This is a genomic window from Bradyrhizobium sp. Rc2d, assembly GCF_900099855.1.
GTDB lineage: Bacteria > Pseudomonadota > Alphaproteobacteria > Rhizobiales > Xanthobacteraceae > Bradyrhizobium.
In genome coordinates, this window is sequence record NZ_FNCU01000006.1 from 19,992 (window position 1) to 41,129 (window position 21,138).

At 65.5% G+C, this 21,138-nt stretch carries 22 protein-coding genes; 12 read left to right on the top strand and 10 right to left on the bottom strand.

Features of this window, described 5'->3' with window-relative positions; all coding sequences use genetic code 11:
- Window positions 1-9 precede the first annotated feature (9 nt).
- Entirely contained in the window at window positions 10-294 is a 285-nt protein-coding gene (locus BLV07_RS10615) for a hypothetical protein (RefSeq protein WP_091883977.1), read from the bottom strand.
- A 79-nt stretch (window positions 295-373) separates the two neighbouring features.
- Complete coding sequence (locus BLV07_RS10620) at window positions 374-820, bottom strand: hypothetical protein (protein WP_176945465.1); 447 nt, start codon at window positions 818-820, stop codon at window positions 374-376.
- Window positions 821-970: 150 nt separating this feature from the next.
- On the opposite strand from BLV07_RS10620, the gene BLV07_RS10625 reads away from it, so the two are divergent.
- Complete coding sequence (locus BLV07_RS10625; protein ID WP_091883987.1) at window positions 971-2,236, top strand: MFS transporter; 1,266 nt, start codon at window positions 971-973, stop codon at window positions 2,234-2,236.
- Window positions 2,237-2,291: 55 nt separating this feature from the next.
- Here BLV07_RS10625 and BLV07_RS10630 read toward each other — a convergent pair whose 3' ends face one another.
- Window positions 2,292-2,933, bottom strand: coding sequence for a TetR/AcrR family transcriptional regulator (locus tag BLV07_RS10630; RefSeq protein WP_176945476.1), 642 nt, complete (start codon window positions 2,931-2,933; stop codon window positions 2,292-2,294).
- A 251-nt stretch (window positions 2,934-3,184) separates the two neighbouring features.
- On the opposite strand from BLV07_RS10630, the gene BLV07_RS10635 reads away from it, so the two are divergent.
- Genes BLV07_RS10635 through BLV07_RS10645 form a run of 3 tightly spaced genes read left to right on the top strand, consistent with a single transcriptional unit; the run spans window position 3,185 to window position 6,988 of the window.
- Window positions 3,185-3,682, top strand: a complete 498-nt coding sequence (locus BLV07_RS10635) for a (2Fe-2S)-binding protein (RefSeq protein ID WP_091883996.1) — start codon at window positions 3,185-3,187, stop codon at window positions 3,680-3,682.
- Complete coding sequence (locus tag BLV07_RS10640) at window positions 3,679-4,734, top strand: FAD binding domain-containing protein (RefSeq protein ID WP_091884000.1); 1,056 nt, start codon at window positions 3,679-3,681, stop codon at window positions 4,732-4,734. The genes BLV07_RS10635 and BLV07_RS10640 overlap by 4 nt, the downstream gene beginning before the upstream one ends.
- Window positions 4,727-6,988, top strand: a complete 2,262-nt coding sequence (locus BLV07_RS10645) for a xanthine dehydrogenase family protein molybdopterin-binding subunit (protein WP_091884005.1) — start codon at window positions 4,727-4,729, stop codon at window positions 6,986-6,988. The genes BLV07_RS10640 and BLV07_RS10645 overlap by 8 nt, the downstream gene beginning before the upstream one ends.
- A gap of 211 nt (window positions 6,989-7,199) precedes the next feature.
- Here BLV07_RS10645 and BLV07_RS10650 read toward each other — a convergent pair whose 3' ends face one another.
- Window positions 7,200-7,748 carry a cupin domain-containing protein gene (locus BLV07_RS10650; RefSeq protein ID WP_038972074.1) on the bottom strand — a complete coding sequence of 183 codons (549 nt, stop codon included), beginning with the start codon at window positions 7,746-7,748 and terminating at the stop codon, window positions 7,200-7,202.
- 148 nt (window positions 7,749-7,896) lie between these two features.
- On the opposite strand from BLV07_RS10650, the gene aptA reads away from it, so the two are divergent.
- On the top strand, window positions 7,897-9,225 hold the full coding sequence (gene aptA, locus BLV07_RS10655) for an omega-aminotransferase AptA (protein WP_176945466.1): 1,329 nt from the start codon (window positions 7,897-7,899) through the stop codon (window positions 9,223-9,225).
- Between the two features lie 71 nt (window positions 9,226-9,296).
- Window positions 9,297-10,562: a D-amino acid dehydrogenase gene (locus tag BLV07_RS10660; protein WP_091884015.1), complete on the top strand. Its 1,266-nt coding sequence runs from the start codon at window positions 9,297-9,299 to the stop codon at window positions 10,560-10,562.
- A 311-nt stretch (window positions 10,563-10,873) separates the two neighbouring features.
- Here BLV07_RS10660 and BLV07_RS10665 read toward each other — a convergent pair whose 3' ends face one another.
- Window positions 10,874-11,524 (bottom strand): helix-turn-helix domain-containing protein, encoded by a 651-nt coding sequence (locus BLV07_RS10665; RefSeq protein ID WP_176945467.1) that lies wholly within the window; start codon window positions 11,522-11,524, stop codon window positions 10,874-10,876.
- 19 nt (window positions 11,525-11,543) lie between these two features.
- Window positions 11,544-11,681: a hypothetical protein gene (locus BLV07_RS47435; RefSeq protein ID WP_176945468.1), complete on the bottom strand. Its 138-nt coding sequence runs from the start codon at window positions 11,679-11,681 to the stop codon at window positions 11,544-11,546.
- Window positions 11,682-11,705: 24 nt separating this feature from the next.
- Between BLV07_RS47435 and BLV07_RS10670 the strand changes: the two genes are divergently transcribed.
- The 4 genes from BLV07_RS10670 to BLV07_RS10685 are packed head-to-tail and all read left to right on the top strand — an operon-like array spanning window position 11,706 to window position 15,179.
- Window positions 11,706-12,464: an ABC transporter substrate-binding protein gene (locus BLV07_RS10670; protein ID WP_091884022.1), complete on the top strand. Its 759-nt coding sequence runs from the start codon at window positions 11,706-11,708 to the stop codon at window positions 12,462-12,464.
- Between the two features lie 34 nt (window positions 12,465-12,498).
- Window positions 12,499-13,152 (top strand): amino acid ABC transporter permease, encoded by a 654-nt coding sequence (locus BLV07_RS10675; protein WP_091884027.1) that lies wholly within the window; start codon window positions 12,499-12,501, stop codon window positions 13,150-13,152.
- Window positions 13,149-13,880: an amino acid ABC transporter ATP-binding protein gene (locus BLV07_RS10680; protein ID WP_091884032.1), complete on the top strand. Its 732-nt coding sequence runs from the start codon at window positions 13,149-13,151 to the stop codon at window positions 13,878-13,880. Before BLV07_RS10675 ends, BLV07_RS10680 begins: the two co-directional genes overlap by 4 nt.
- 12 nt (window positions 13,881-13,892) lie before the next feature.
- Window positions 13,893-15,179, top strand: a complete 1,287-nt coding sequence (locus BLV07_RS10685) for an NAD(P)/FAD-dependent oxidoreductase (RefSeq protein ID WP_091884039.1) — start codon at window positions 13,893-13,895, stop codon at window positions 15,177-15,179.
- 40 nt (window positions 15,180-15,219) lie between these two features.
- On the opposite strand, the gene BLV07_RS47440 is transcribed toward BLV07_RS10685, so the two are convergent.
- From BLV07_RS47440 to BLV07_RS10700, 4 genes are all read right to left on the bottom strand, one after another.
- The gene (locus BLV07_RS47440) at window positions 15,220-15,444 is read right to left on the bottom strand and encodes a hypothetical protein (protein WP_176945469.1); all 225 of its coding nucleotides are present in this window, start codon (window positions 15,442-15,444) and stop codon (window positions 15,220-15,222) included.
- A 159-nt stretch (window positions 15,445-15,603) separates the two neighbouring features.
- Window positions 15,604-17,193, bottom strand: coding sequence for a gamma-glutamyltransferase (locus BLV07_RS10695; protein WP_091884668.1), 1,590 nt, complete (start codon window positions 17,191-17,193; stop codon window positions 15,604-15,606).
- A 287-nt stretch (window positions 17,194-17,480) separates the two neighbouring features.
- On the bottom strand, window positions 17,481-17,657 hold the full coding sequence (locus BLV07_RS47445; RefSeq protein ID WP_164934414.1) for a hypothetical protein: 177 nt from the start codon (window positions 17,655-17,657) through the stop codon (window positions 17,481-17,483).
- A 9-nt stretch (window positions 17,658-17,666) separates the two neighbouring features.
- Complete coding sequence (locus BLV07_RS10700; protein WP_091884042.1) at window positions 17,667-17,900, bottom strand: DUF6894 family protein; 234 nt, start codon at window positions 17,898-17,900, stop codon at window positions 17,667-17,669.
- A 207-nt stretch (window positions 17,901-18,107) separates the two neighbouring features.
- On the opposite strand from BLV07_RS10700, the gene BLV07_RS10705 reads away from it, so the two are divergent.
- Together BLV07_RS10705 and BLV07_RS10710 are read left to right on the top strand one after the other, a co-directional pair.
- Window positions 18,108-20,183 (top strand): PQQ-dependent sugar dehydrogenase, encoded by a 2,076-nt coding sequence (locus tag BLV07_RS10705; RefSeq protein ID WP_091884046.1) that lies wholly within the window; start codon window positions 18,108-18,110, stop codon window positions 20,181-20,183.
- Window positions 20,140-21,078 (top strand): SMP-30/gluconolactonase/LRE family protein, encoded by a 939-nt coding sequence (locus tag BLV07_RS10710; RefSeq protein ID WP_091884051.1) that lies wholly within the window; start codon window positions 20,140-20,142, stop codon window positions 21,076-21,078. Before BLV07_RS10705 ends, BLV07_RS10710 begins: the two co-directional genes overlap by 44 nt.
- Window positions 21,079-21,138 lie beyond the last annotated feature (60 nt).

Below are 21,138 nucleotides of genomic sequence, written 5' to 3' on the forward strand. Positions count from 1 at the left end.
GGCGCGCTCCTACCGGTCTTGCTTCGGCTGCGGCGCGACATTCTCGTTGCGCTCGCGCCATGGTGCCGGCGTCGCCGGCCGCAGGCTGCTGTAGGGCGGGATCGTCGAACGATAGATGGTCGGCGCCATCTTGGCCGCGGGATCGGCAGGATCCGCGGCGGCGATGTGTGTCGTTGCCGGCATGCAGCCGGCCAACGCCAGCGCAATCACGGCCAGCAGCGGCCAACTAAATAGAAAGTATCGTCCACGCGCCGCGGATGCGGCGGCGGACTTCGCCCCGGAAAGCGTCAACATGATTCATCCCTGATCTGTCCGTAGAGACCACAGGTTCGAGCGCGCAGACGCGCGCTCGGCCTGACGTCGTCGCGTCAGATCAGGCGATGGGAGGGCGGTAGTGCAGGGGGGGCGTCGCGCTGTGCAGGCTGGCCACGATCTCGGGCGCGCAGGCGGAGATGGGCTGAAGCGGCTTGGCGACGCTGGGCAGATCGGCCGGCAGCGCGCTCGCGCACATCATCCCGCAGCACGGTCCGGCCGTGCCCTTGCCGTCATGATGATGCGGAGCGGGCGCGTCCTGCGCAGCGGTCTGGTGATGCGCATGCGCTCCCGCGTGGTCATGCGAGGGAGCGCCATGCTGATGGCTTGCATGCATCTGGTGGTGCGCCGGCGCGAGATCGGCGAGCGGGGCCTCGTCCGCAAGACACGGTGCCGGACCGCTGCCCCAGGCAAGCGCTGCTGCCGGCGCGAGCACGCAAAACAGATAGGCGAGGACAACGAGGCGCCCCACCCTGATCCGCATCGATCGTGTCAATCGCAACAGCATTCCGCCGACATGTTCCCCGCGCGGCAATGTTGCACACGCTGATTGCAAACTAGTGGCAAAACCCGCGTTCGCCAAGCTCCTTCTTACCGCAGTGCACCGCGCATGCCCAATATCGCGCCACGATGCTTGACCATGTGGCAATCAACGAACATGGTCCGTTCCGTGCACGCGCCAAATCATCCAGGACAGACCCCGGCTTCATTCACACCTGATTCGCGTCAGGCCTGGATGCGGCTGGTCATTGCGCTCCTGATCGGCTCGATCGGCGCCGTCGGCATGTGGGCGGTCGTGGTCGTCATTCCCGTGGTGCAGGCGGAATTCGGTGCCACACGCGGCGCGGTGTCGCTGGCCTTCACGCTGATGATGTTCGGTTTCGGGCTGGGCGGCGTGATCGCCGGCAAGATCACCGACCGGTTCGGCATCGTGCTGGCGATGGCGATCAGCATCGCCTTTCTCGGCATCGCCAACGTGCTCGCGGGGCTGTCGACGCAACTCTGGCAGTTCGTGGCGGCGTATTTCCTGATCGGGCTCGGCACCTCCGCGACTTTCGCGCCGCTGATGGCGGAAGCCTCGCATTGGTTCGAGCGCTATCGCGGACTTGCCGTGACCATCGTCGCCAGCGGCAATTATGTCGCCGGCACGATGTGGCCGCCGATCGTGAGCTGGGGCACGCAGACCGCCGGCTGGCGCTACACCCATATCGGCATCGGCCTCGTCTGCGCGAGCACGATGGCACTTCTGGTCCTCGTCCTGCGCGCGCAGATGGGCGACGACCATATCCGCGACCATGCCAATGCACCGCCGCCGCGGGTCGATCTCAAGCTGTCGACCAACACGCTGACGGTGCTGCTCTCGATCGCCAGCATTTCCTGCTGCGTCGCCATGGCGATGCCGCAGGTGCATATCGTAGCCTATTGCGGCGATCTCGGTTATGGCGTGGCGCGCGGTGCCGAGATGCTGTCCTTGATGATGGGCTGCGGCATCGTCAGCCGGATCGGGTCGGGCTATCTCGCCGACAAGATCGGCGGCATCCGCACGCTGCTGGTGGGATCGCTGGCGCAGGGCTTTGCGCTGGTGTTCTATTTGTTCTTCGACAGCCTCACCTCGCTCTATCTGATCTCGGCGATGTTCGGTCTGTTCCAGGGCGGCATCGTGCCGAGCTATGCCATCATCGTGCGCGAGGCGATGCCGGCGAGCGAAGCCGCAACGCGCGTCGGCATCGTGATCTTTGCGTCCGTATTCGGCATGTCTTTCGGCGGCTGGGTGTCCGGCGTCATCTTCGATGCCACCGGCTCGTATGCCGCGGCGTTCGCCAACGGCGTGGCGTGGAACGCGCTGAACATCGGCATCGTCGTATTGCTGCTGATCCGCTCGCGGATGAACGCGACGAAGACCGGCCCGGGCTTCGCGACTTAGGCCTCCCGTCCAGCTTTCAGCAGCGAGCTTCCGGTGATCTTCTGGCCGCCGCCGGCTATCGCTTGCGCTTCGCGATGGGCTTCGCAGGTTTGGCGACGGCGCGCGGCTTGGCTTTCGTGACGGGCTGCACCCGCAGCCCGTCCACGAACACGTCGAGCAGGCGCAGCACCGAGGCCTGCCACCCCGGCTGATCGTGCATGTAGCACATCCCGAAAAATGCGCGCAGCAGGTCCTCGGGACTGACATCGCCGCGCATCTGGCCGGCTGCGACCGCGCGATCGAGCAGTGAGCCGATCGCCTTGGTCAGCCGGTCCATCGAGAACGCCGCGAGCTCCGATGAGCTCTGGAACGTCAGCGCCAGTGCAGCCGACATGCCTTTCTTGGTGGCCACGAATTCGACGTTGGAGCGCAGCCATCGCCGCAGCGCATCCACCGGGTCCTTGGCATTCTTCAGCTGCTCGGCAAGCTCGCTGAGCTGCTCGACCTCGCGGCGGTAGACCGCCTCGAACAAATCCTCACGTGTCGGGAAATGCCGGTAGAGCGTGCCGATGCCGACGCCGGCGCGCTTTGCGACGGCCTCGAGGCTGGCCTCGGGGCCGCCGGCGCTGAACACGGTTTTCGCGGCTTCGAGCACGCGCTCGCGATTGCGCACGGCATCGGCGCGGGGCTTTCGGGTCTGGTCGCTGTGGTCGTCCATGTCGGTAATGTAGATCACGAATTGGTTAGATTGAACCCTTGTTGAACCCTAGGCCGCCTGCATCGCGTTGGTGGCGCACGGGCTTTTGACCAATTCCAATATTTTTCCGCCGGCCCTTGTTAAGCGGAGGGTGCCTCCGTATCTTCGTGGATGTGCCGGCTCGGATTGTGGTCGGGCGGCGCTATTCGACAGCGGCCACGGCGGTGGCGCGCTGCGCGATGACTCATGTCCATATCTGATCGGAGCCTTGTATGAACCACTCCATCAGCCTCACCGTGAACGGTGCGCGGCGCGAATTCGTCCTCGACGATCCGCGCGTCACGCTGCTCGATCTCCTGCGTGAGCGCCTTCATCTGACCGGAACCAAGAAGGGATGCGACCGCGGCCAGTGCGGCGCCTGCACCATTCTCGTCGACGGCAAGCGCATCAATTCCTGTCTCGCACTCGCCATCAGCCATGACGGCGCCGACATCCTCACCATCGAAGGCGTTGCGCGCGGCGACCAGCTTCATCCCGTGCAGGCCGCCTTCATCGCCCATGACGGCTTTCAGTGCGGCTTCTGCACGCCCGGCCAGATCATGAGCGCCATCGGCATGATGAGTGAGGCGCAGGCCGGCAACGATCCCGAGCGCATCCGCGAATGCATGAGCGGCAATCTGTGCCGCTGCGGCGCCTATGCCGGCATCGTCGATGCCGTGCTCGAGGCGCAAGGACGCATCGACGAATCCAATCAGAGGCGCTCCGCATGAAACCGTTCGATTATGTCAGGCCCGCTACGGTCACTGAGGCCGTTGCCGCCGCGGCCCAGCCGGGCGCCGTCTATCTCGCCGCAGGCACCAATCTGCTCGACCTGATGAAGGGCGGCGTCAGCCGTCCGGATCGTCTCGTCGACGTCACGCATCTCGATGGACTCGACGGGATCGAGCGCCTCGCCGACGGGTCGTTGCGCATCGGCGCGCTCGTCAGCAACGCCGATCTCGCACATGATGTCGAATTCGCCAGATCGTATCCCGCGGTCGCCGAAGCGCTGCTCTCGGGTGCATCCGCGCAACTGCGCAACGCCGCGACGGTCGGCGGCAATCTCTTGCAACGGACGCGCTGCGCGTATTTCTACGACACCGCCAGCCGCTGCAACAAGCGCGAGGCCGGCAGCGGTTGCGATGCGCGTGAGGGCGAGAACCGCAGCCATGCCGTGCTCGGCTGGAGCGAGAACTGCATCGCCACGCATCCGTCCGATTTCTGCGTGCCGCTGGTCGCGCTCGATGCCGTCGTCGAGATCGAGGGCAGGAACGGCCGGCGCGAGATCGCGCTCGACGAGCTGCACCGCCTGCCCGGCAATACCCCGGAGCGCGAGTCGGCGCTCGAACCCGGCGACCTCATCACGGCGGTGCGCCTGCCGCCTGCGGCGCGCGGCTTTGCCGCGCATGCGCGCTACCTCAAAGTTCGCGAACGTACGTCCTATGCCTTTGCCGTGGTATCGGCTGCGGCCGCACTGCGGATCGAGAGCGGCAAGATCGTGGAGGCGCGGCTCGCGCTTGGCGGCGTCGCGGCAAAGCCCTGGCGTGCCCGCGACGCGGAGGATGTTCTCAGGAGCGTCGCGCCCACGGCCGACGCCTTCCGGGAAGCCGCCAGCCACGCGCTCACCGATGCAAAGCCGTCCGGTGACAATGCTTACAAGATCGAGCTCGCGCGCCGCGTTCTCGTGCGCGCGTTGACGCTGGCTGCAGCCGGTACGCCGGCGCGCCTGCCGGCGCTGCCGGCCTCTCCCTTTGCCTCGACCTCCGGAGCCATCCATGCCTGAGCTCAACCTGACCAGTGCGCCCGCCCATCTGCGCCACGGCTCGAACATCGGCCAGCCGCTGACCCGCCGTGACGGCATCCTCAAGGTCAAGGGTCAGGCGATCTATGCCGCGGACAATCATCCGCCCGGCTTGCTGTTTGCGGTGATGGCCGTCGCCAGCATTTCGCGCGGCCGTGTGGCCTCGCTCGATATCGATGCCGCCAAGCGCCATCCCGGCGTGGTCGACGTCATGACGCCGGACCACAAGCCGCAGCTCGCGGTTGACCCCGAGATCAAGACCAATCCATTCGTGTTCCGGATGGAGGTGTTGCAGAGCAATGAAGTCCGCTACGCCAACCAGCCGATCGCCGTCGTGATCGCGGAGACGCTGGAGGCCGCAACGGAAGGCGCGGCGCTGCTGGCGCCGCGCTACGAGACGCTGCCGGCGCTGATTGGTCTCGATGCCGGCGAAAGTTTCGTGCCGCCGGTCGTCGGTGTCGGCAACCCCGCGGCGCATCACCACGGCGATGTCGAGGCGGGCCTTGCCTCTGCCGAGAAGCAGATCGACGCGGTCTATGAGACACCGCCGCAATATCACAACGCGATGGAGCCGCATGCGATCGTCGCCAGCTGGAACGGCGATAAATTGTCGATCGACATGCCGACCCAGGGTTTGGCAATGTCGCTGGCGCGTATCGCCGAATTGTTCGGCATCGCGCACGACAAGATCCACATCCGCAGCCCGTTCCTCGGCGGCGGCTTCGGCTCCAAGGGGCTGATGGCCGGTCCACCGACGCTCGGCATCATGGCGGCCAAGCTGGTCGGCAGGCCGGTCAAGCTCGTGTTGCGCCGTGAGCAGATGTACGGCCCGGTCGGCCATCGCGCGCCGACGCGCCAGCGCCTGCGCATCGGCGCCGATGGCGAGGGGCATCTGACCGCGCTCGATCATCATGCCCGCACTGTGTCGAGCACGTTCGACGATTTCTACGAGCCCGCGGCCGGCGCTTCGCACTCGCTCTATGCGGCCCCTGCAATCCGCACCTCGCATGACGCCGTGCGCGTCAACACCGGCACGCCGTTGTTCATGCGCGCGCCCGGCGAGGCGACCGGATCGATCGCGCTCGAAAGTGCGATCGACGAGATGGCCTGGGCCTGCGGCATGGATCCGCTGGCCTTTCGCCTTAAGAACTACGCCGAGGTCGAGCCGATCACCGGCAAGCCGTTCTCCTCGAAGGCGCTGCGCGCCTGCTACGAGCAGGGCGCGGCGCGCTTCGGCTGGGCGAAGCGCTCGCTCCAGCCGCGGCAGATGCGCGACGATGCCGGCCTGCTGGTCGGCTGGGGCATGGGCACCGCGACCTTCCCGGCGCTGATGTTCCAGGCCGAGGCGCGCGCGGTGATCCGCCGCGACGGCTCGGGCGTGATGGAGATCGGCGCGCATGACATGGGGCAGGGCGCCTGGACGGCTTTGGCGCAGATTGCCGCCGATGCCGTTGGTCTCGATATGGACCGCATCACGTTCAAGGCCGGCACGTCCGACCTGCCCGACGCGGGCATCGCCGGCGGCTCGGCGCACACGGCAACCGCCGGTGCGGCGATCCACAGCGCCGGCGCGGCCGTGATTGCAAAGCTCGCCGATCTCGCAACCAATGACGAGCGCTCGCCGCTGTTCGGCGCCGGCAATGCCGGCGTGATCGCGCGCGACGGCCGATTGATCCGGCGTGACGACGAGAGCCGCGGCGAGAGCTATGCCGAGATCCTGGCACGCGCTGGCGTCTCCGAGGTCGAGGCGCGCGGCACCGGCGCGCCGGACCCTGCGGCGATGGAGGAATACGCGATGCACGCCCACGGCGCGGTGTTCGCGGAGGTGAAGGTCGATCCCGAGCTCGGCCAGGTCCGGGTCACCCGCATGGTCGGCGCCTTCGCGGCGGGACGCATCGTCAATCCGCGGATGGTGCAGAGCCAGCTGTTTGGCGGCATGATCTGGGGTCTGTCCTTCGCGCTGCACGAGGAGGCCATCACCGACCGCCGCAGCGGCCGGATCATGAATGCCAATCTCGGCGAGTACCACATCCCCGTGAATGCCGACGTGCCGCCGCTCGACGTGATCACGGTCGAGGAGCATGACCCCCACGTCAATGCGCTCGGCATCAAGGGCGTCGGCGAGATCGGCATCACCGGCAGCGCCGGCGCGGTCGCCAACGCGGTCTGGCATGCGACCGGCGTGCGTGTCCGCCGCTTTCCGATCAGGATCGAGGAGTTGTTGACGCAGTTCTAGCTGCCGTCCCGGAACAAAGCGGCCCCGGAGTGCCTAGGAGTCCGGGGCCATAACCTCAGCACCTTTTGCGCGAGGCTGCTCGGCTACGTGATGACAGTTAGGCCAGGTTCGGCCAGCGGACATTGAGGTGGCTCAAGCGCGCTGAGAATTCGAGCGGGACCAAATTCCTTGAGTTAGCGCAAGAAGGCTGGCGGGCCGACGCGGGCTCATTTCAAAACGTCGGCGGCGTGCAGGCCGAGATCACTTCGCACGGCTTGCCGCCGACGCAGCGGAAGCGATGCGGGCGGCGGCTCTCGAAATAATAGGCATCGCCCGGATTGAGGATGCGGCGCTCGTCCTCGACTGTCACTTCGAGCTTGCCCGAAATCACGATGCCGCCTTCCTCGCCGTCATGGACGAGGTGGACGCGCCCGGTATCGCTGCCGGGCTCGTAACGCTCCTTCAGGATCTGCAGGCTGCGGCCGAACAGATTGTCGCCGACTTGTTGGTAGGAGATCGGCTTCTTGCCGACCTCGGTCAGCTCCTCGGCGCGGTAGAAGATCTTGCGCCTAGACTCCGGCTCCAGCGCGAAGAACTCGGCGAGCCCCATCGGGATGCCGTCGAGGATGCGCTTGAGCGCGCCGACCGACGGGTTCATCTGGTTGGATTCGATCAGCGAGATCGTCGAATTGGTGACGCCGGCTCGTTTTGCCAGCTCACGCTGCGACAGCTTGTGGCGCGCCCGGATGAATCGCAGCCGTCCACCGATGTCGACACTCATGCCTTGGTCCCGTGTTGCAGGTGTTGCGGATCGCGTAAATATGGACCGGCAGCCCCAGTTAAATCAATGGCTTGCAGCTGATCAGAAAAGGACTTGTTGCGCTTTATAAGCCGTGGCTCTGCTAGCAGGTCAGCAAAGGAGCGCGGCCGTGACCCTTCATCAGATTCCGAACACTATCAAGACCGACTCGTTCTGGATGCCGTTCACGGCCAACCGGCAGTTCAAGAAGGCGCCGCGCCTGTTCTCCTCGGCTGAGGGGATGCACTACACCACTGTCGACGGCCGCAAGGTGATCGACGGCTCCGCGGGCCTGTGGTGCGTCAATGCTGGTCACGGCCGCAAGCAGATTGCTGCTGCGGTCGAGCGGCAGCTCATGACGCTGGACTTCGCACCGTCGTTCCAGATGGGCCATCCGCTGGCGTTCGACTTCGCCGAGCGGCTCGCCGAGATCGCGCCGAAGGGCCTCGATCGCGTCTTCTTCACCAACTCCGGCTCCGAATCGGTCGACACCGCGCTGAAGATCGCGCTCGCCTATCACCGCGCCAACGGCCAGGCCAGCCGCACCCGCCTGATCGGCCGTGAGCGCGGCTATCACGGCGTCGGCTTCGGCGGCACCTCGGTCGGCGGCATGGTCGCCAATCGCCGCGCCTTCGCGACCCTGCTGCCGGGCGTCGACCACATCCGCCACACCCACGATCTCACCCGCAACGCCTTCGCCAAGGACCAGCCTGAGTACGGCGCCGAGCTCGCCGATGATCTCGAGCGCCTGGTCGGCCTGCACGGTGCCGAGACCATCGCCGCCGTCATCGTCGAGCCGGTGCCGGGCTCGACCGCGGTGCTGCCGCCGCCGAAGGGCTATCTGCAGCGCCTGCGCGAGATCTGCGACAAGCACGGCATCCTCCTGATCTTCGACGAGGTCATCACCGGTTTCGGCCGCCTCGGCACGCCGTTCGCCGCCAACTTCTTCGGCGTCACGCCGGATCTGATGACGACGGCCAAGGGCATCACCAACGGCACCATTCCCTGCGGCGCGGTGTTTGCTAGCCGCAAGGTGCATGACGGCCTGATGGTCGGCCCGGAGAACCAGATGGAGCTGTTCCACGGCTACACCTATTCCGCGCATCCGACCGCCTGCGCCGCCGGCATCGCGACGCTCGACATCTACAAGGACGAAGGCCTGCTCACCCGCGGTGCGGCGATCGCCGAATATTGGCGCGATGCGCTGCATTCGCTGAAGGGGCTGCCGAACGTCGTCGACATCCGCAATTGCGGCCTGATGGGCGCGGTCGAGCTGGCGCCGCGTGACGGTGCCGTCGGTGCCCGCGGCTACGACGTCATGGTCGACTGCTTCAACACGGGCCTCTACCTGCGCATGAGCGGCGACAGCTTCGCGATGTCGCCTCCGCTCATCGTCGAGAAGAGCCACATTGACCAGATGGTCTCGATCCTCGGCGACGCCATCAAGAAGGTGGCCTGATAATTGCTCCCGCGGTTCACGGAGTTTCTTTTTGCAGCGGCGCGCGTGATGCCGCGGGAGTTTGACGAATCGTGAAAGTCTTGATCCTCGGCAGCGGTGTCATAGGTGTCACCTCTGCCTACTATCTTGCACGTGCGGGTCATGAGGTGACGGTCGTCGACCGCCAGCCGGAGCCGGCGCTGGAGACCTCGTTCGCCAATGCCGGCGAAGTGTCGCCGGGCTATTCCTCGCCCTGGGCCGGCCCCGGCGTGCCGGTGAAGGCGGTCAAATGGCTGTTGATGAAGCACGGCCCGCTGGTGATCCGGCCGAAGTTGGATCCGGTGATGTGGGTCTGGCTGCTCAAGATGCTGCGCAACTGCACCAGCGCGCGCTACGCGGTCAACAAGAGCCGGATGATCCCGATCGCGGAATACAGCCGCGATTCCTTGCGCGATCTGCGCCGGGACATCGGCATTCAATATGACGAGCGCTCGAAGGGAACGCTCCAGCTGTTCCGCTATCAGGCGCAGCTCGACGGCACGGCCGAGGATATCGCTGTGCTCAAGCAGTACGGCGTTCCCTTTGAGGTGCTGAGCCGCGAGGGCTGCATCGCGGTCGAGCCGGCGCTCGGCGGCGTGAAGGAGAAGTTCGTCGGCGGGCTTCGCTTGCCGCAGGATGAGACCGGCGACTGCCACATGTTCACGCAAGCGCTGGCCAAGCATGCCCAGGCGCTCGGCGTGCGCTTCATGTTCAACACAGGCATCGATCGCATCGTCACCGACGGCGCGCGTGTCAGCGGCGTCGCGACCAGTGCCGGCCTGTTACAGGCAGACGCTTACGTCCTCGCGCTCGGAAGCTGGTCGTCACGGCTCGTCGCTCCGCTCGGCATCTCGCTGCCGGTCTATCCGGTGAAGGGCTATTCGATCACGGTGCCGATCAAGGACGCCTCCGGCGCGCCGGAATCGACCGTGATGGACGAGAGCTACAAGGTCGCGATCACCCGCCTCGGCAATCGCATCCGCGTCGGCGGCACCGCCGAAATCTCCGGCTATTCAGACAAGCTCTATGATGCGCGCCGTGCGACGCTGGACCATTCGCTGACCGACCTGTTCCCGCGCGGCGGCGATCTCGCCAAGGCGACGTTCTGGAGCGGCCTGCGTCCGATGACGCCGGACGGCCCGCCCGTGATCGGCCCGACGCAATACGCCAATCTCCACCTCAACACCGGCCACGGCACACTCGGCTGGACCATGTCCTGCGGTTCAGCGCGCGTGCTCGCGGACATGCTGTCGGGCAAGAAGCCGGACATCGACGTAAGCGCGCTGGCGGTGGACCGGTACAAACATCGGTTCGGGTAAGACTCTATCGGCCCGTCATTGCGAGCGCAGCGAAGCAATCCAGTATCCGTCCGCGGAAACAGTCTGGATTGCTTCGTCGCAAGGGCTCCTCGCAATGACGGCGTGGAGGCAGCGCGCCGTTAATCTATCACCGTCACCCTGAGGCGTGAGCGCGGCGGCGCAACAGCGCCGCTGAGCGAGCCTCGAAGGGCGACGGCCCGGCTGCATCTGGGCCGTGCATCCTTCGAGGCTCCCGGCGCGATGCTATTGCATCGCGCCACTCGCGCCTCAGGATGACGGAGCTGAGAATGTGCGCGTGGAAGGAGGGAAGCTTACGCCCCCGTCACGCAATTCACCCACAGCACCACCGCCTTGGCATCCTGCGCCGGATTGGAAAACCGGTGCGGCCGCCGGCTCGCAAACCTAAAACTGTCACCGCTCTTCAGCGACCACGTTTCGCTGTCCACCGTCAGCATCATCTCGCCTTGGAGCACGAGGCCGGCCTCCTCGCCGTCATGGGTGTAGAGCTCGTCGCCGGTGGAGCCGCCGGGCTCCAGATGCACCAGGAACAGATTGAGCTTGTTGTCGGCGCTCGCCGGGCTCAGCAATTGCTTGGATACGCCGGTGCGCCAGAGCTTCAGCTCGGGGCGCTCAAGCCCACGCGTCACGACCTGGTCGGATCCGCCGTCAGCGCTCGGGCTCGCGCCGAACAGCGCAGCGATGCCAACGCCGAACACGTCGGCCAGCGTCGCCAGCACGCGCAGCGAGGGTGATGACAGGCCGCGCTCGATCTGGCTGAGGAAGCCGATCGACAGCTCCGTGCGCGCCGCGACCGTTTCCAGCGAAAACTGCCTGACGCGCCGGAGATCCCTGATGCGGCGGCCGACCGCGACGTCCATCGCGGGCTCTGCGGGTCTGGTGACAGCCTTGGTCCTGGCTTTGGCCTTCAGCTTCTTCGCCGGCCTCGCGGCCGGTTTGCGCATTCTTTTGCCACCGCTCACGTCAGACCGCTTCCTTCATGTGCATGAAAACCGCTTGCGCGATCCGCGAAAGTGTGACCAAATTTTCATATTGGTGAAAATAGGCCGAAACGGTCTGGCCCGCAACGTCTGATCCCATGACACGCGCCAGCGCCGCCATCGGCCAGACCCAAAGGGGGATGCGATGAAGCGTTTTGGTCTGGCCGCGATCGCGGCATTCGCAATTGCAGCCGTGGTGCCGGCTTCGGCGCAACAGGTGCTGAAAGTCGGCTCGACACCGACAGGCATTCCCTTCACCTTCCTCGACACCAAGACCAACACCATCCAGGGCATCATGGTCGATCTCGTCACCGAGATCGGCAAGGACGCCGGCTTCAACGTGCAGATCGAGCCGATGCAGTTCTCGGCGCTGATCCCGTCGCTGACTTCGAGCAAGATCGACATCATCGCCGCCGCGATGTTCATCACGGCGCCTCGAAAGGAAGTGGTCGACTTCTCCGACCCGATCTACACTTACGGCGAAGGCCTCGTCGTGCCGAAGAGCGACACCAAGGCCTATGCCACGCAGGACGATCTGAAGGGCGAGACGGTCGGTGCCCAGGTCGGCACCGCCTTCGTCGATGCGCTGAAGAAGTCCGGCCTGTTCGCCGAGGTCAAGGCCTACGACACCATCCCCGACATCCTGCGCGACGTGAACACCGGCCGCCTCAAGGCCGGCTACGCCGACTATCCGATCCTCGCCTACAATCTGAAGCAGGGCGGCTTCCCCGAGGTGCGCCTCGTCGACGGCTACAAGCCCGTCACCGTCGGCTCGGTCGGCATCGGCGTTCGCAAGGGCGAGACCGCGCTGCTCGGCAAGATCAACGCCTCGCTGGCGAAGCTCAAGGCCAATGGCACCATCGCCAAGATCCTCGATAAATGGGGCCTGAAGGCACAAGGCTGATCATTAGAGGAGGCTGATCGATGAAGGCTGCCCGATGAAAGGCTTCTGGCGCGACGCCGTCGAGTTCTTCCCGATCCTGTTGAACGGCGTCGCGCTGACGATCATCGTCACGGTCGGCTCGCTGCTGCTCTCGACGGTGCTCGGCCTCGTCTGGGCGATGATGCGGGTCTCCGGCATCAAGGTGCTGTCGATGCTCAGCGCCAGCCTGATCAACGTGATCCGGGGCATCCCGATCATCGTGCTGTTGTTCTACCTCTATTTCGTGATGCCCGATCTCGGCGTCACGCTGTCGGCGTTGCAGGCCGCGATCCTCGGGCTCGGCATCGCCTATTCGGCCTATCAGGCGGAAAATTTCCGCGCCGGCATCGAGGCGATCGACAAGGGTCAGATCGAAGCGGCGCAGACAATCGGCATGGGCTGGTGGCTCACCATGCGCCGCGTGGTGCTGCCGCAGGCCGTCCGCATCGTGCTGCCTCCTTACGGCAACGTCATGATCATGATGCTGAAGGATTCCTCGCAGGCCTCGACCATCACGGTCGCCGAGCTCGCGCTGCAAGGCAAGTTGATCGCGTCCTCGACCTTCAAGAACACCAGCGTGTTCACCCTTGTTGCGCTGATGTATCTCACCATGAGCATTCCCTTGATCCTGCTCGTTCGTCATTTCGAGAAGCGGGCTGGCAAGCGATGATCGAGCTGAACGACGTCCACAAGAGCTTTGGCAAGGTCGAGGTGCTCAAGGGCATCGATGCGTCGGTGCAAAAGGGCGAGGTGGTCTGCATCATCGGCCCGTCCGGCTCGGGCAAGTCTACAATCCTGCGCTGCATCAACGGGCTGGAGAGCTATGACCGCGGCGAGATCAGCGTCGAAGGTCTGAAGGTCGATCGCGATGCACCGTCGATCGTGAACATTCGCACCCAGGTCTCGATGGTGTTCCAGCGCTTCAACCTGTTTCCGCATCGTACGGCGCTGGAGAACGTCGTTGAGGGACCGCTCTATGTGAAGAAGGAGCCGCGTGCGCAGGCGCTGGAGCGCGGCCGCGCGCTGCTCGCCCAGGTCGGGCTCGCCGAGAAGGCCGATGCGCATCCGCCGCAACTCTCCGGTGGCCAGCAGCAGCGCGTTGCTATCGCGCGTGCGCTCGCGATGCAACCCAAGGCCATCCTGTTCGACGAGCCGACATCGGCGCTCGATCCCGAACTGGTCGGCGACGTCCTCGGCGTGATGCGCAAGCTCGCCGACGACGGCATGACCATGGTCGTCGTCACCCACGAGATGGGCTTTGCCCGCGATGTCGCCGATCGCGTGCTGTTCATCGACGGCGGCGTCATTGTCGAGCAGGGGCCGGCCAAGGCGCTGCTCAATCAACCCCAGCATCCGCGCACGCAGGATTTTCTGCGCCGCGTGTTGCATCCGCTCTGATCGGTCCTCGCCATGACCACGCGCCTGCCTCTGCCGCCCTCGCTCTATGCCGACACCGCCGTCGCGCCGGTCGCCACGCCGCCGCTCGACGTCGACAAGACCGTCTCCGTCGCGATCGTCGGCGGCGGCTACACCGGCCTGTCCACGGCGTTGCATCTGGCCGAGCAGGGTGTCGAGGCGCTGGTGCTGGAGGCGCAGGAGCCCGGTTGGGGCGCGTCCGGCAACAATGGTGGCCACACCAATCCCGGACTGAAGCACGATCCCGATCAGATCGAGGCCGATTTCGGCACAGATCTCGGCCGCCGCATGATTGACTTCTCCTACGGCACCACCAACTTCACCCACGACCTGATCCGCCGCTACCAGATTCCCTGCGAAGCGCGGCAGAACGGCACGCTGCGCGCGGCCTATAACGGGGCCAGCGCCGCCGCGATCGAAAACACCGCGCAGCAATGCATCCGCCGTGGCATGCCGGTGTCATTCTTGAATCGCGAGCAATTGCGCGAGATGACCGGCACCGACCGCTATATCGGTGCGATGCTGGACACGCGCGGCGGCGATCTGCATCCGCTCAGCTATGCCCGCGGCCTCGCGCGCGCCGCGATCTCCGCCGGCGCGAAGGTTTTTGGTGAAACGCCCGCGCTGTCACTGCGCCGCGAGGGCACGCGCTGGCGCATCGAGACGCCGCGCGCGATCGTGCATACCGAAAAAGTCCTGCTCGCCACCAACGGCTTTACCGACGATCTCTGGCCGGCACTTCGCCGCACCATCGTGCCGGTGTTTTCCTCGATCGCCGCCACCGCGCCGCTCTCGGACGCTATCGCGCGCTCGATCATGCCGACGCGTCCCGTGCTCTACGAGAGCGGCCACATCACGGTCTATTATCGCATCGATCAGCAGAACCGCCTGTTGATGGGCGGCCGCGGCCCGATGCGCTGGATCAAGTCGCCCAACGACGTCGCCTACCTCATGCGTTACGCCGAGCGGCTATGGCCGCAGCTCAAGGGCGTCGCCTGGACGCATGGCTGGAACAGCCGGCTCGCGATCACCGTGGATCATTATCCGCATGTGCATGAGCCCGCGGAGAACATCCTGATCTCGCTCGGCTGCAATGGCCGCGGCGTTGCGCTCTCCACCGCGATGGGCGCGCAGCTGGCGCGCCGGCTGATCGGCGGGCCGAAGGTGGAGATCGACATGCCGATCACGGGCATCAAGCCGATGCCGATGCACGCGTTCTGGCCGATCGGGGTGACTACAGCGGTGATCGCGGGGCGGGTGAGAGATCGGTTAGGGATATAGAAAAGGCGCTGCCGAGGCAGCGCCTTGCTCGATCCGATGTTCAGCAGCGGCCCTGTTTCCACAGGCCGGGCGGGCAGCCCATGCCGCGCCAGCCGACCTTGCGCCCGTGGTACCATCCCGGCGGCGTGCCATGGTAATGATAGCCCATCGCGTGGCCACGACCGTAGCCGTGCCCATGTCCATGCCCACCCTTGGCCAGTGCAGGGCTGGTAAGTGTGAGGCCGGCCGCAACGATCAGCGACGCGGCGAGCGCAAGTTTCTTCATCATGTCCTCCACTGGGGCGAGCGCATTTGTCCGTTCACTGAACGAACGGCGGGTAGGTAAGTTCCCTGCGAATGTGGAGGAGTCATGACGCTCGCGGAAATTCGGCAATGGCGCGACAACTCAACGAGCGCTGGCACAAGCTCGCATCGATTCGTGCGCTCAGCCTTCCACCACCGCTTCGGCCCACGGCTGGAAAATCTCGACCGCGCCCGAATTGGTCTCGCCCTCGCGCATCACCACGCTCGGGCAAGCAAACTTCATCGGCAGTGCCTGCACCTGCGTCTCCTCATAGTCGAACCGCGCCGCCAGCGTATTGCGCGCCTCCGCCGGCAGGCGGGCATCGCCGATCACGACCGCGCCTTCGCTGGCGTCGATGCGCGGCTGGTGGATGGCGGCATCGAGGTCCATGCCAAAATCCATCGCAAAGGACACGAGCTGCATCACCGCCGGCAGGATGCGGCGGCCGCCGGAGGCGCCGACCGCGAGGCGCTTGCCGTCCTTCGTCTCGGCGATGACGGGCGTGTAGTTGGTGAGACAGCGCTTGCCGGAGGCGAGCGAGTTGGTGGTGCCAGGCGTCGGATCGAACCACATGATGCCGTTGTTCATGGGGATGCCACTGTGCGGCGTCACATATTTCGAGCCGAAGGTGGAGAGCAGCGTCTGCGTCACCGCGGCCATGTTGCCGTGACGGTCGACCACAGAGAAATGCGTGGTGCAGGCCGGCGCGAGATATTCCGCCCCGAGCGAGCGCTTGCCGTCGGCATCGCCCATGTCGCCCAGCCGCTGGCGGTAGGCCGATTGCAAAGCGAGCGCGTATTCAGCGTAGGCGATCGCATCCGGCGCGGTGCCCGGCTTCAGGTTCTGCTGCAACAGGCGTAGCGCATGCGCCATCGTCGGCCCTGCCGTGAGCTCCGGCGTCGCAAACACCTTGCCGCCGCGATAGGGGATCGCCAGCGGCTCGCGCAGGTGGCTGCGGAACGCGGCGAGATCCTCCACCGACAGCGAACCGCCATCGGCCTTGATGTCGGAGGCGATGCTCTTGGCGAGATCGCCCTCATAGAAATCGCGCGGGCCGGCCGCGGCGAGATGGGCCAGCGTCGCCTTCAGCTTGTCCTGCGGCAGCCGCGTCTCGGCCTTGATGCCCCAGGGGGCATTCGGCGGCAGACCGTCCTTCAGGAAGATCTCCGCGCTGGCGGGATAGCGCCTGAGGTCGGCGGCCGTGCTCGCGATCATCAGCGTCGTCCACCAGTCGACCAGCAGGCCTTCGCCCGCGATTGTCGCGGCGGGCGCGACCAGATCTTTCCAAGGCATCCTGGCGTGGCGGCGATGCGCTTCCTCCATGCCGGCGACGACGCCGGGCACCGCGATCGAGCCGGGCCCGTGAATGTTGCGATCGTCCTTCACCCGCGGCCAGGGGAACAGGTCGGAGGCCGCGCCTTCGCCCGTGATCGGATAATCGGTTACGCGCAGGCTCTGCGGCGCGCACATGCCGTAGTCGATCACCTCGTAGCGATTGTCCTTGGCGCGGTAGAGCACCATCGCGCCGCCGCCGCCCATGCCGCTCATCCAGGGCTCCAGCACGTTCAGCGCAAACGTCGTCGCGACGATGGCGTCGACGCAGTCGCCGCCTGCCGCCAGCACCTCTGCGCCGACCTCGGCGGCCTGGCGCGATTGCGCGGCGACGATACCGCCCTTGGTTTTGACTGCGGGTTTGCGGATCTGTTGGGCGCGACTGAACTGGTGAGGCATGATGTCGTCTTGATGTTTGTCGTGGCTTTGCTGCGTTGACGTCGAGGCTCCGCAATTGGCGAAGCGCGCAGACAATGGCACATTGCCGCCAACGAGAACATCGAAAGGGAGGCGCGACATGGCTGGTGTGAAACAGGCGCGGGATGGCGCGGTCGGGATACTGGCTCGTCGTGCCGGGGCTAGTCCCGGGCACCCACGTCTTCCGCGGGTGCTCCAAAAACGTGGATGGCCGGGACAAGCCCGGCCATGACGACGGAGATCAATGGGAAAGCGACGAGCCGGAGCGCTCAGAGTGGGCGGGTCAGCCGGCTGGCCTGATACTTGGCGCGCCATTTCGGGCCGGGCCCGCGCATGTAGTGAAGCTCGGGGCGGTAAGGATCGCCTGCGACCCTCATCAAGGTCTGCCATTTGGTGGCGACGAAGCTCAGGGGGTGGCGGAGCAGGGTCAAGGGAGCGAGCAGCATGGCATCACCTCAATGCGGCTTGCCGAGCATGGCCGTGAAGGGGAGATCGAAAATCTCCTCGCCATCGTCGTCGCTGACATGGATCACCCAGTCGCGCCAATCCTCGTTGCTCGGCGTCAGGATCATCGACCGCATGATCTGGGCGGCGCGGTCGCGGGCCTCGGTGAGATTGGAGACGGCGGCGCCGTAGCGATCGATCAGTGTGCCCTCGGTATTGGAGCAGTGAAAATAGACCTGGACCATATACGCCTCCTGTAGGGAGCGATTGGGATGGCAAACTGATACCACCCGAGGCATTCGCGAAACATTCGGGTCGAACCCGGTAAGGGAATTTACGGAGATTGGTCGCCTCCGAGGTCGTTACAGGTTTAATCACAGGCGGGTGATGATCAGCTGGACCGCGCTTCGGCGGCATGGAACAACCTCCGACGAAAGTCGGGGGAGGCGGCAGTGAAACATCTCACAATCTGCAGGGAAGGCCGGAGGCTGCGCGCGTGTGCAGCCGCCTTCGCCGCGTTCCTGCTTGGTCTTGCCCCCGGGGCATCATCCGAGCTCGTCAGGAGAGGCGGCTATGCGATCGGCACGGACGTCTGCGGCAGCGGCGATCTCGCTTTTCCCAGAATCCAGATCGACATGAAGGCAGGCTTCTGCGCCGGCCTCGTCGCCAGCGAGGACGACCGCCTGAAATTCCCGCGCTCGATCATCCAGTTGCCGGGCCGCGACCTGTTCGTGGTGGCCGACATGGGCGGCTGGGGCCATACCGACGGACGGCTGCTGCTGCTCGATCCGCATGCGCCCCAAGGCCAGCGGTTGAGGGAAATGCTGACCGGCGTCGAGTATCCGTTCGGCCTGGTGATCGGTCCCGACAGGAAGCTCTATGCCTCGACCGCAGAGACGATCTTCCGGTTCGATCCGCTTGCGGACAATCCGCGCGGCACGGTCGAGACCATCATCCGTCGCATGCCCGGCCGGCGGATCAGTCTGCCCGACGGCACCAGGCTCGACGAAAGCGCGCATCCGCTCAAGCAGTTCGTCTTTGACAGGAACGGGCGGCTGTTCGTCAATATCGGCTCGCACAGCGACGACTGCATCACGCCAGCACCGATCACGAAGCCTTGCGCGGCCGCCGAGGGCGCGTCCGCGATGGCATCGATCTGGCTGTATACGCCGCCTGCGGGTGGCGTCTTCCCGGCGCTGAAGCCGAACGATGCCGATCCGCCGCACACCGTCTATGCGCGGGGCTTGCGCAATTCGATGGCGCTGGCGCTGCATCCGAGCTTTCCCGATGCCGGCTACGCCCTCCTGCAAGGCGAGAACGGCCGCGACCTGCCAGACATCATCAAGCCCAACGAGGAGATCAACGCGATCGAGCAGGGCAGGCACTATGGCTGGCCCTATTGTTACGATGTGTCGACGCCGAGCCCGGAATTCAGGGGCGTGCTGCAGTCCGGGATTTATAAATCGCTCTGCACCGCCAATGCACTCTACAAGCCGCCGCTCTCGCTGATGCCGCCGCACGGTGCGCCGCTCGCGATGCTTTATTATCACGGCACAAAATTCCCGGAGCTGGAGGGTAAGCTGCTGGTCGGTCTGCACGGCTATCGCCCGACCGGCAGCCGCGTCCTCATCTATGACGTCGACGACCACGGCTTCCCAAAGCCTGTCCCGGCGCCGGTGCACTATCACGTCAGCTGCGCCGCAGACCCGACCCGCAGCTTCTTGACCGATGCTGGCGAGGTGGCCGCCGCGCCGTTCGAGGAGCTGATTTCAGGCTGGCACCGCGTCAACGGCGCGCGACCGCAAGGCGCCCCGGTCGGCATGACGGTGGCGGAAGATGGCGCGATCTGGCTGGTCGAGGACAAGAACAAGACCGTGATCCGCATCGATCGCGCCGCGGGCGACGCGCCGGCGCCGCTACCCTGCGACATGCGCAGCCAGGCGATGATCGACCAGCTCGCGGCGTTCGTCGCCAGAGACGCGCAGAACAGCGTCCGACTCACGACGCTGCGCAAGGGCCTCGTCGAGAAGCATTGCGTCGGCTGCCACTCGGATTTCGGCCTGAAACCAGGACAATCGGACGCAGAGAAGGATTCGACGGTGCTCCGCTTCATGCTGTCGCAGGACGGCTGGATCTATCCGGGCGATCCCGACGCCGGCAAGCTGCGCACGCGACTGCGCGGCCTCGGTGCGGAGAAGCTGATGCCGCCGGGCGGCGAAGGCCTGCCGAAGACCGAGCCGGGTTACAGGCGGCTGCTCGACACCGCGGACCTGCTCGTTGCGAAAATGGTTCCGGGCACGCGGACGCGGATCAAATCCGGCCCGCCGCAGCGCAAGTTCTTTGGCAAAACCAGCAAGGAATGCGGCGAAATACCGGCCGCCAAGGTCGTGGTCGTGACACAAAGGAGCGCTGTAGACAAACCCGGCTTCAGCCGCTTCTTCCGGCCGGCCGATCCCTATCTGAACGGCGAGTGCACCGACGACGATGGCTATTACATCCGGCAGGAATTTCTGGTGCCTGTGCAGTAGCATCTTGCTCGTCACGACGCTGCCGGCCGCTGCCGAGACAAAGCTGTTCGAAAGCGCACAGGTGACGCCCACGGGCGAATACACCTTTGGCATCGAAGGGCCCGCCGCCGACCTCGACGGCAATCTCTTCGTGGTCAATTTCGGCAAGCAAGGCACCATCGGCAGGCTGCCAGCCGGCGGGGCGGCGTCGGAGCCATTCACGGCGCTGCCCGAAGGCAGCGTCGGCAATGCCATCCGCTTCGATCGGAATGGCACTATGTTCATTGCCGACTACAAGAAGCACAACGTCTTCGCGATCCCCAAGGGCGCGACGGAGCCGTCCCTCTGGTTTCACTCCGACGAGATGAACCAGCCCAACGACATCACGATCGCGCGCGACGGCACGATCTATGCGAGCGATCCGAACTGGAAGGGCCGCGAGGGGCACATCTGGCGCATCGCGAAGGCAGCGGACGGATCGGTGCAGGGACAGGTCATGGCTGCGCCGCGCGCAATGGGCACTACCAACGGCATCGATCTCAGCCCTGACGGCAAGACGCTCTATGTCGGCGAATCCAGCAGCGGCCAGATCTGGTCCTATGGCATCCGGGGCAACGACCTCGTCGATGCAAAGCTCGTCAGGTCGTTCCAGCCCGACACCATCGACGGCCTGCGCACCGATGTCACCGGTCGGCTCTATGTGGCGCGCATTCTCAAGGGCACGATCGCGTTGATGAGGCCCAACGGCGCGGTCGAGCGCGAGATCGCGCTGAGGGCCAAGGAGCCGACCAACCTCGCCTTCGGCGGCGGCGACGGCAAGACCGTCTTCGTCTCGCAGCGCCAGGGCGGCTTCATTGAGGCCTTCCGCACCGACCAGCAGGGCCGCGAGCACTGTCTTCAGCGCGGGCGTTGCTGACCACACGGGCGATCTGCTTTCAGCGCAGGGCAGCGCGACAGGGGCGGCATTCTTCTTGCT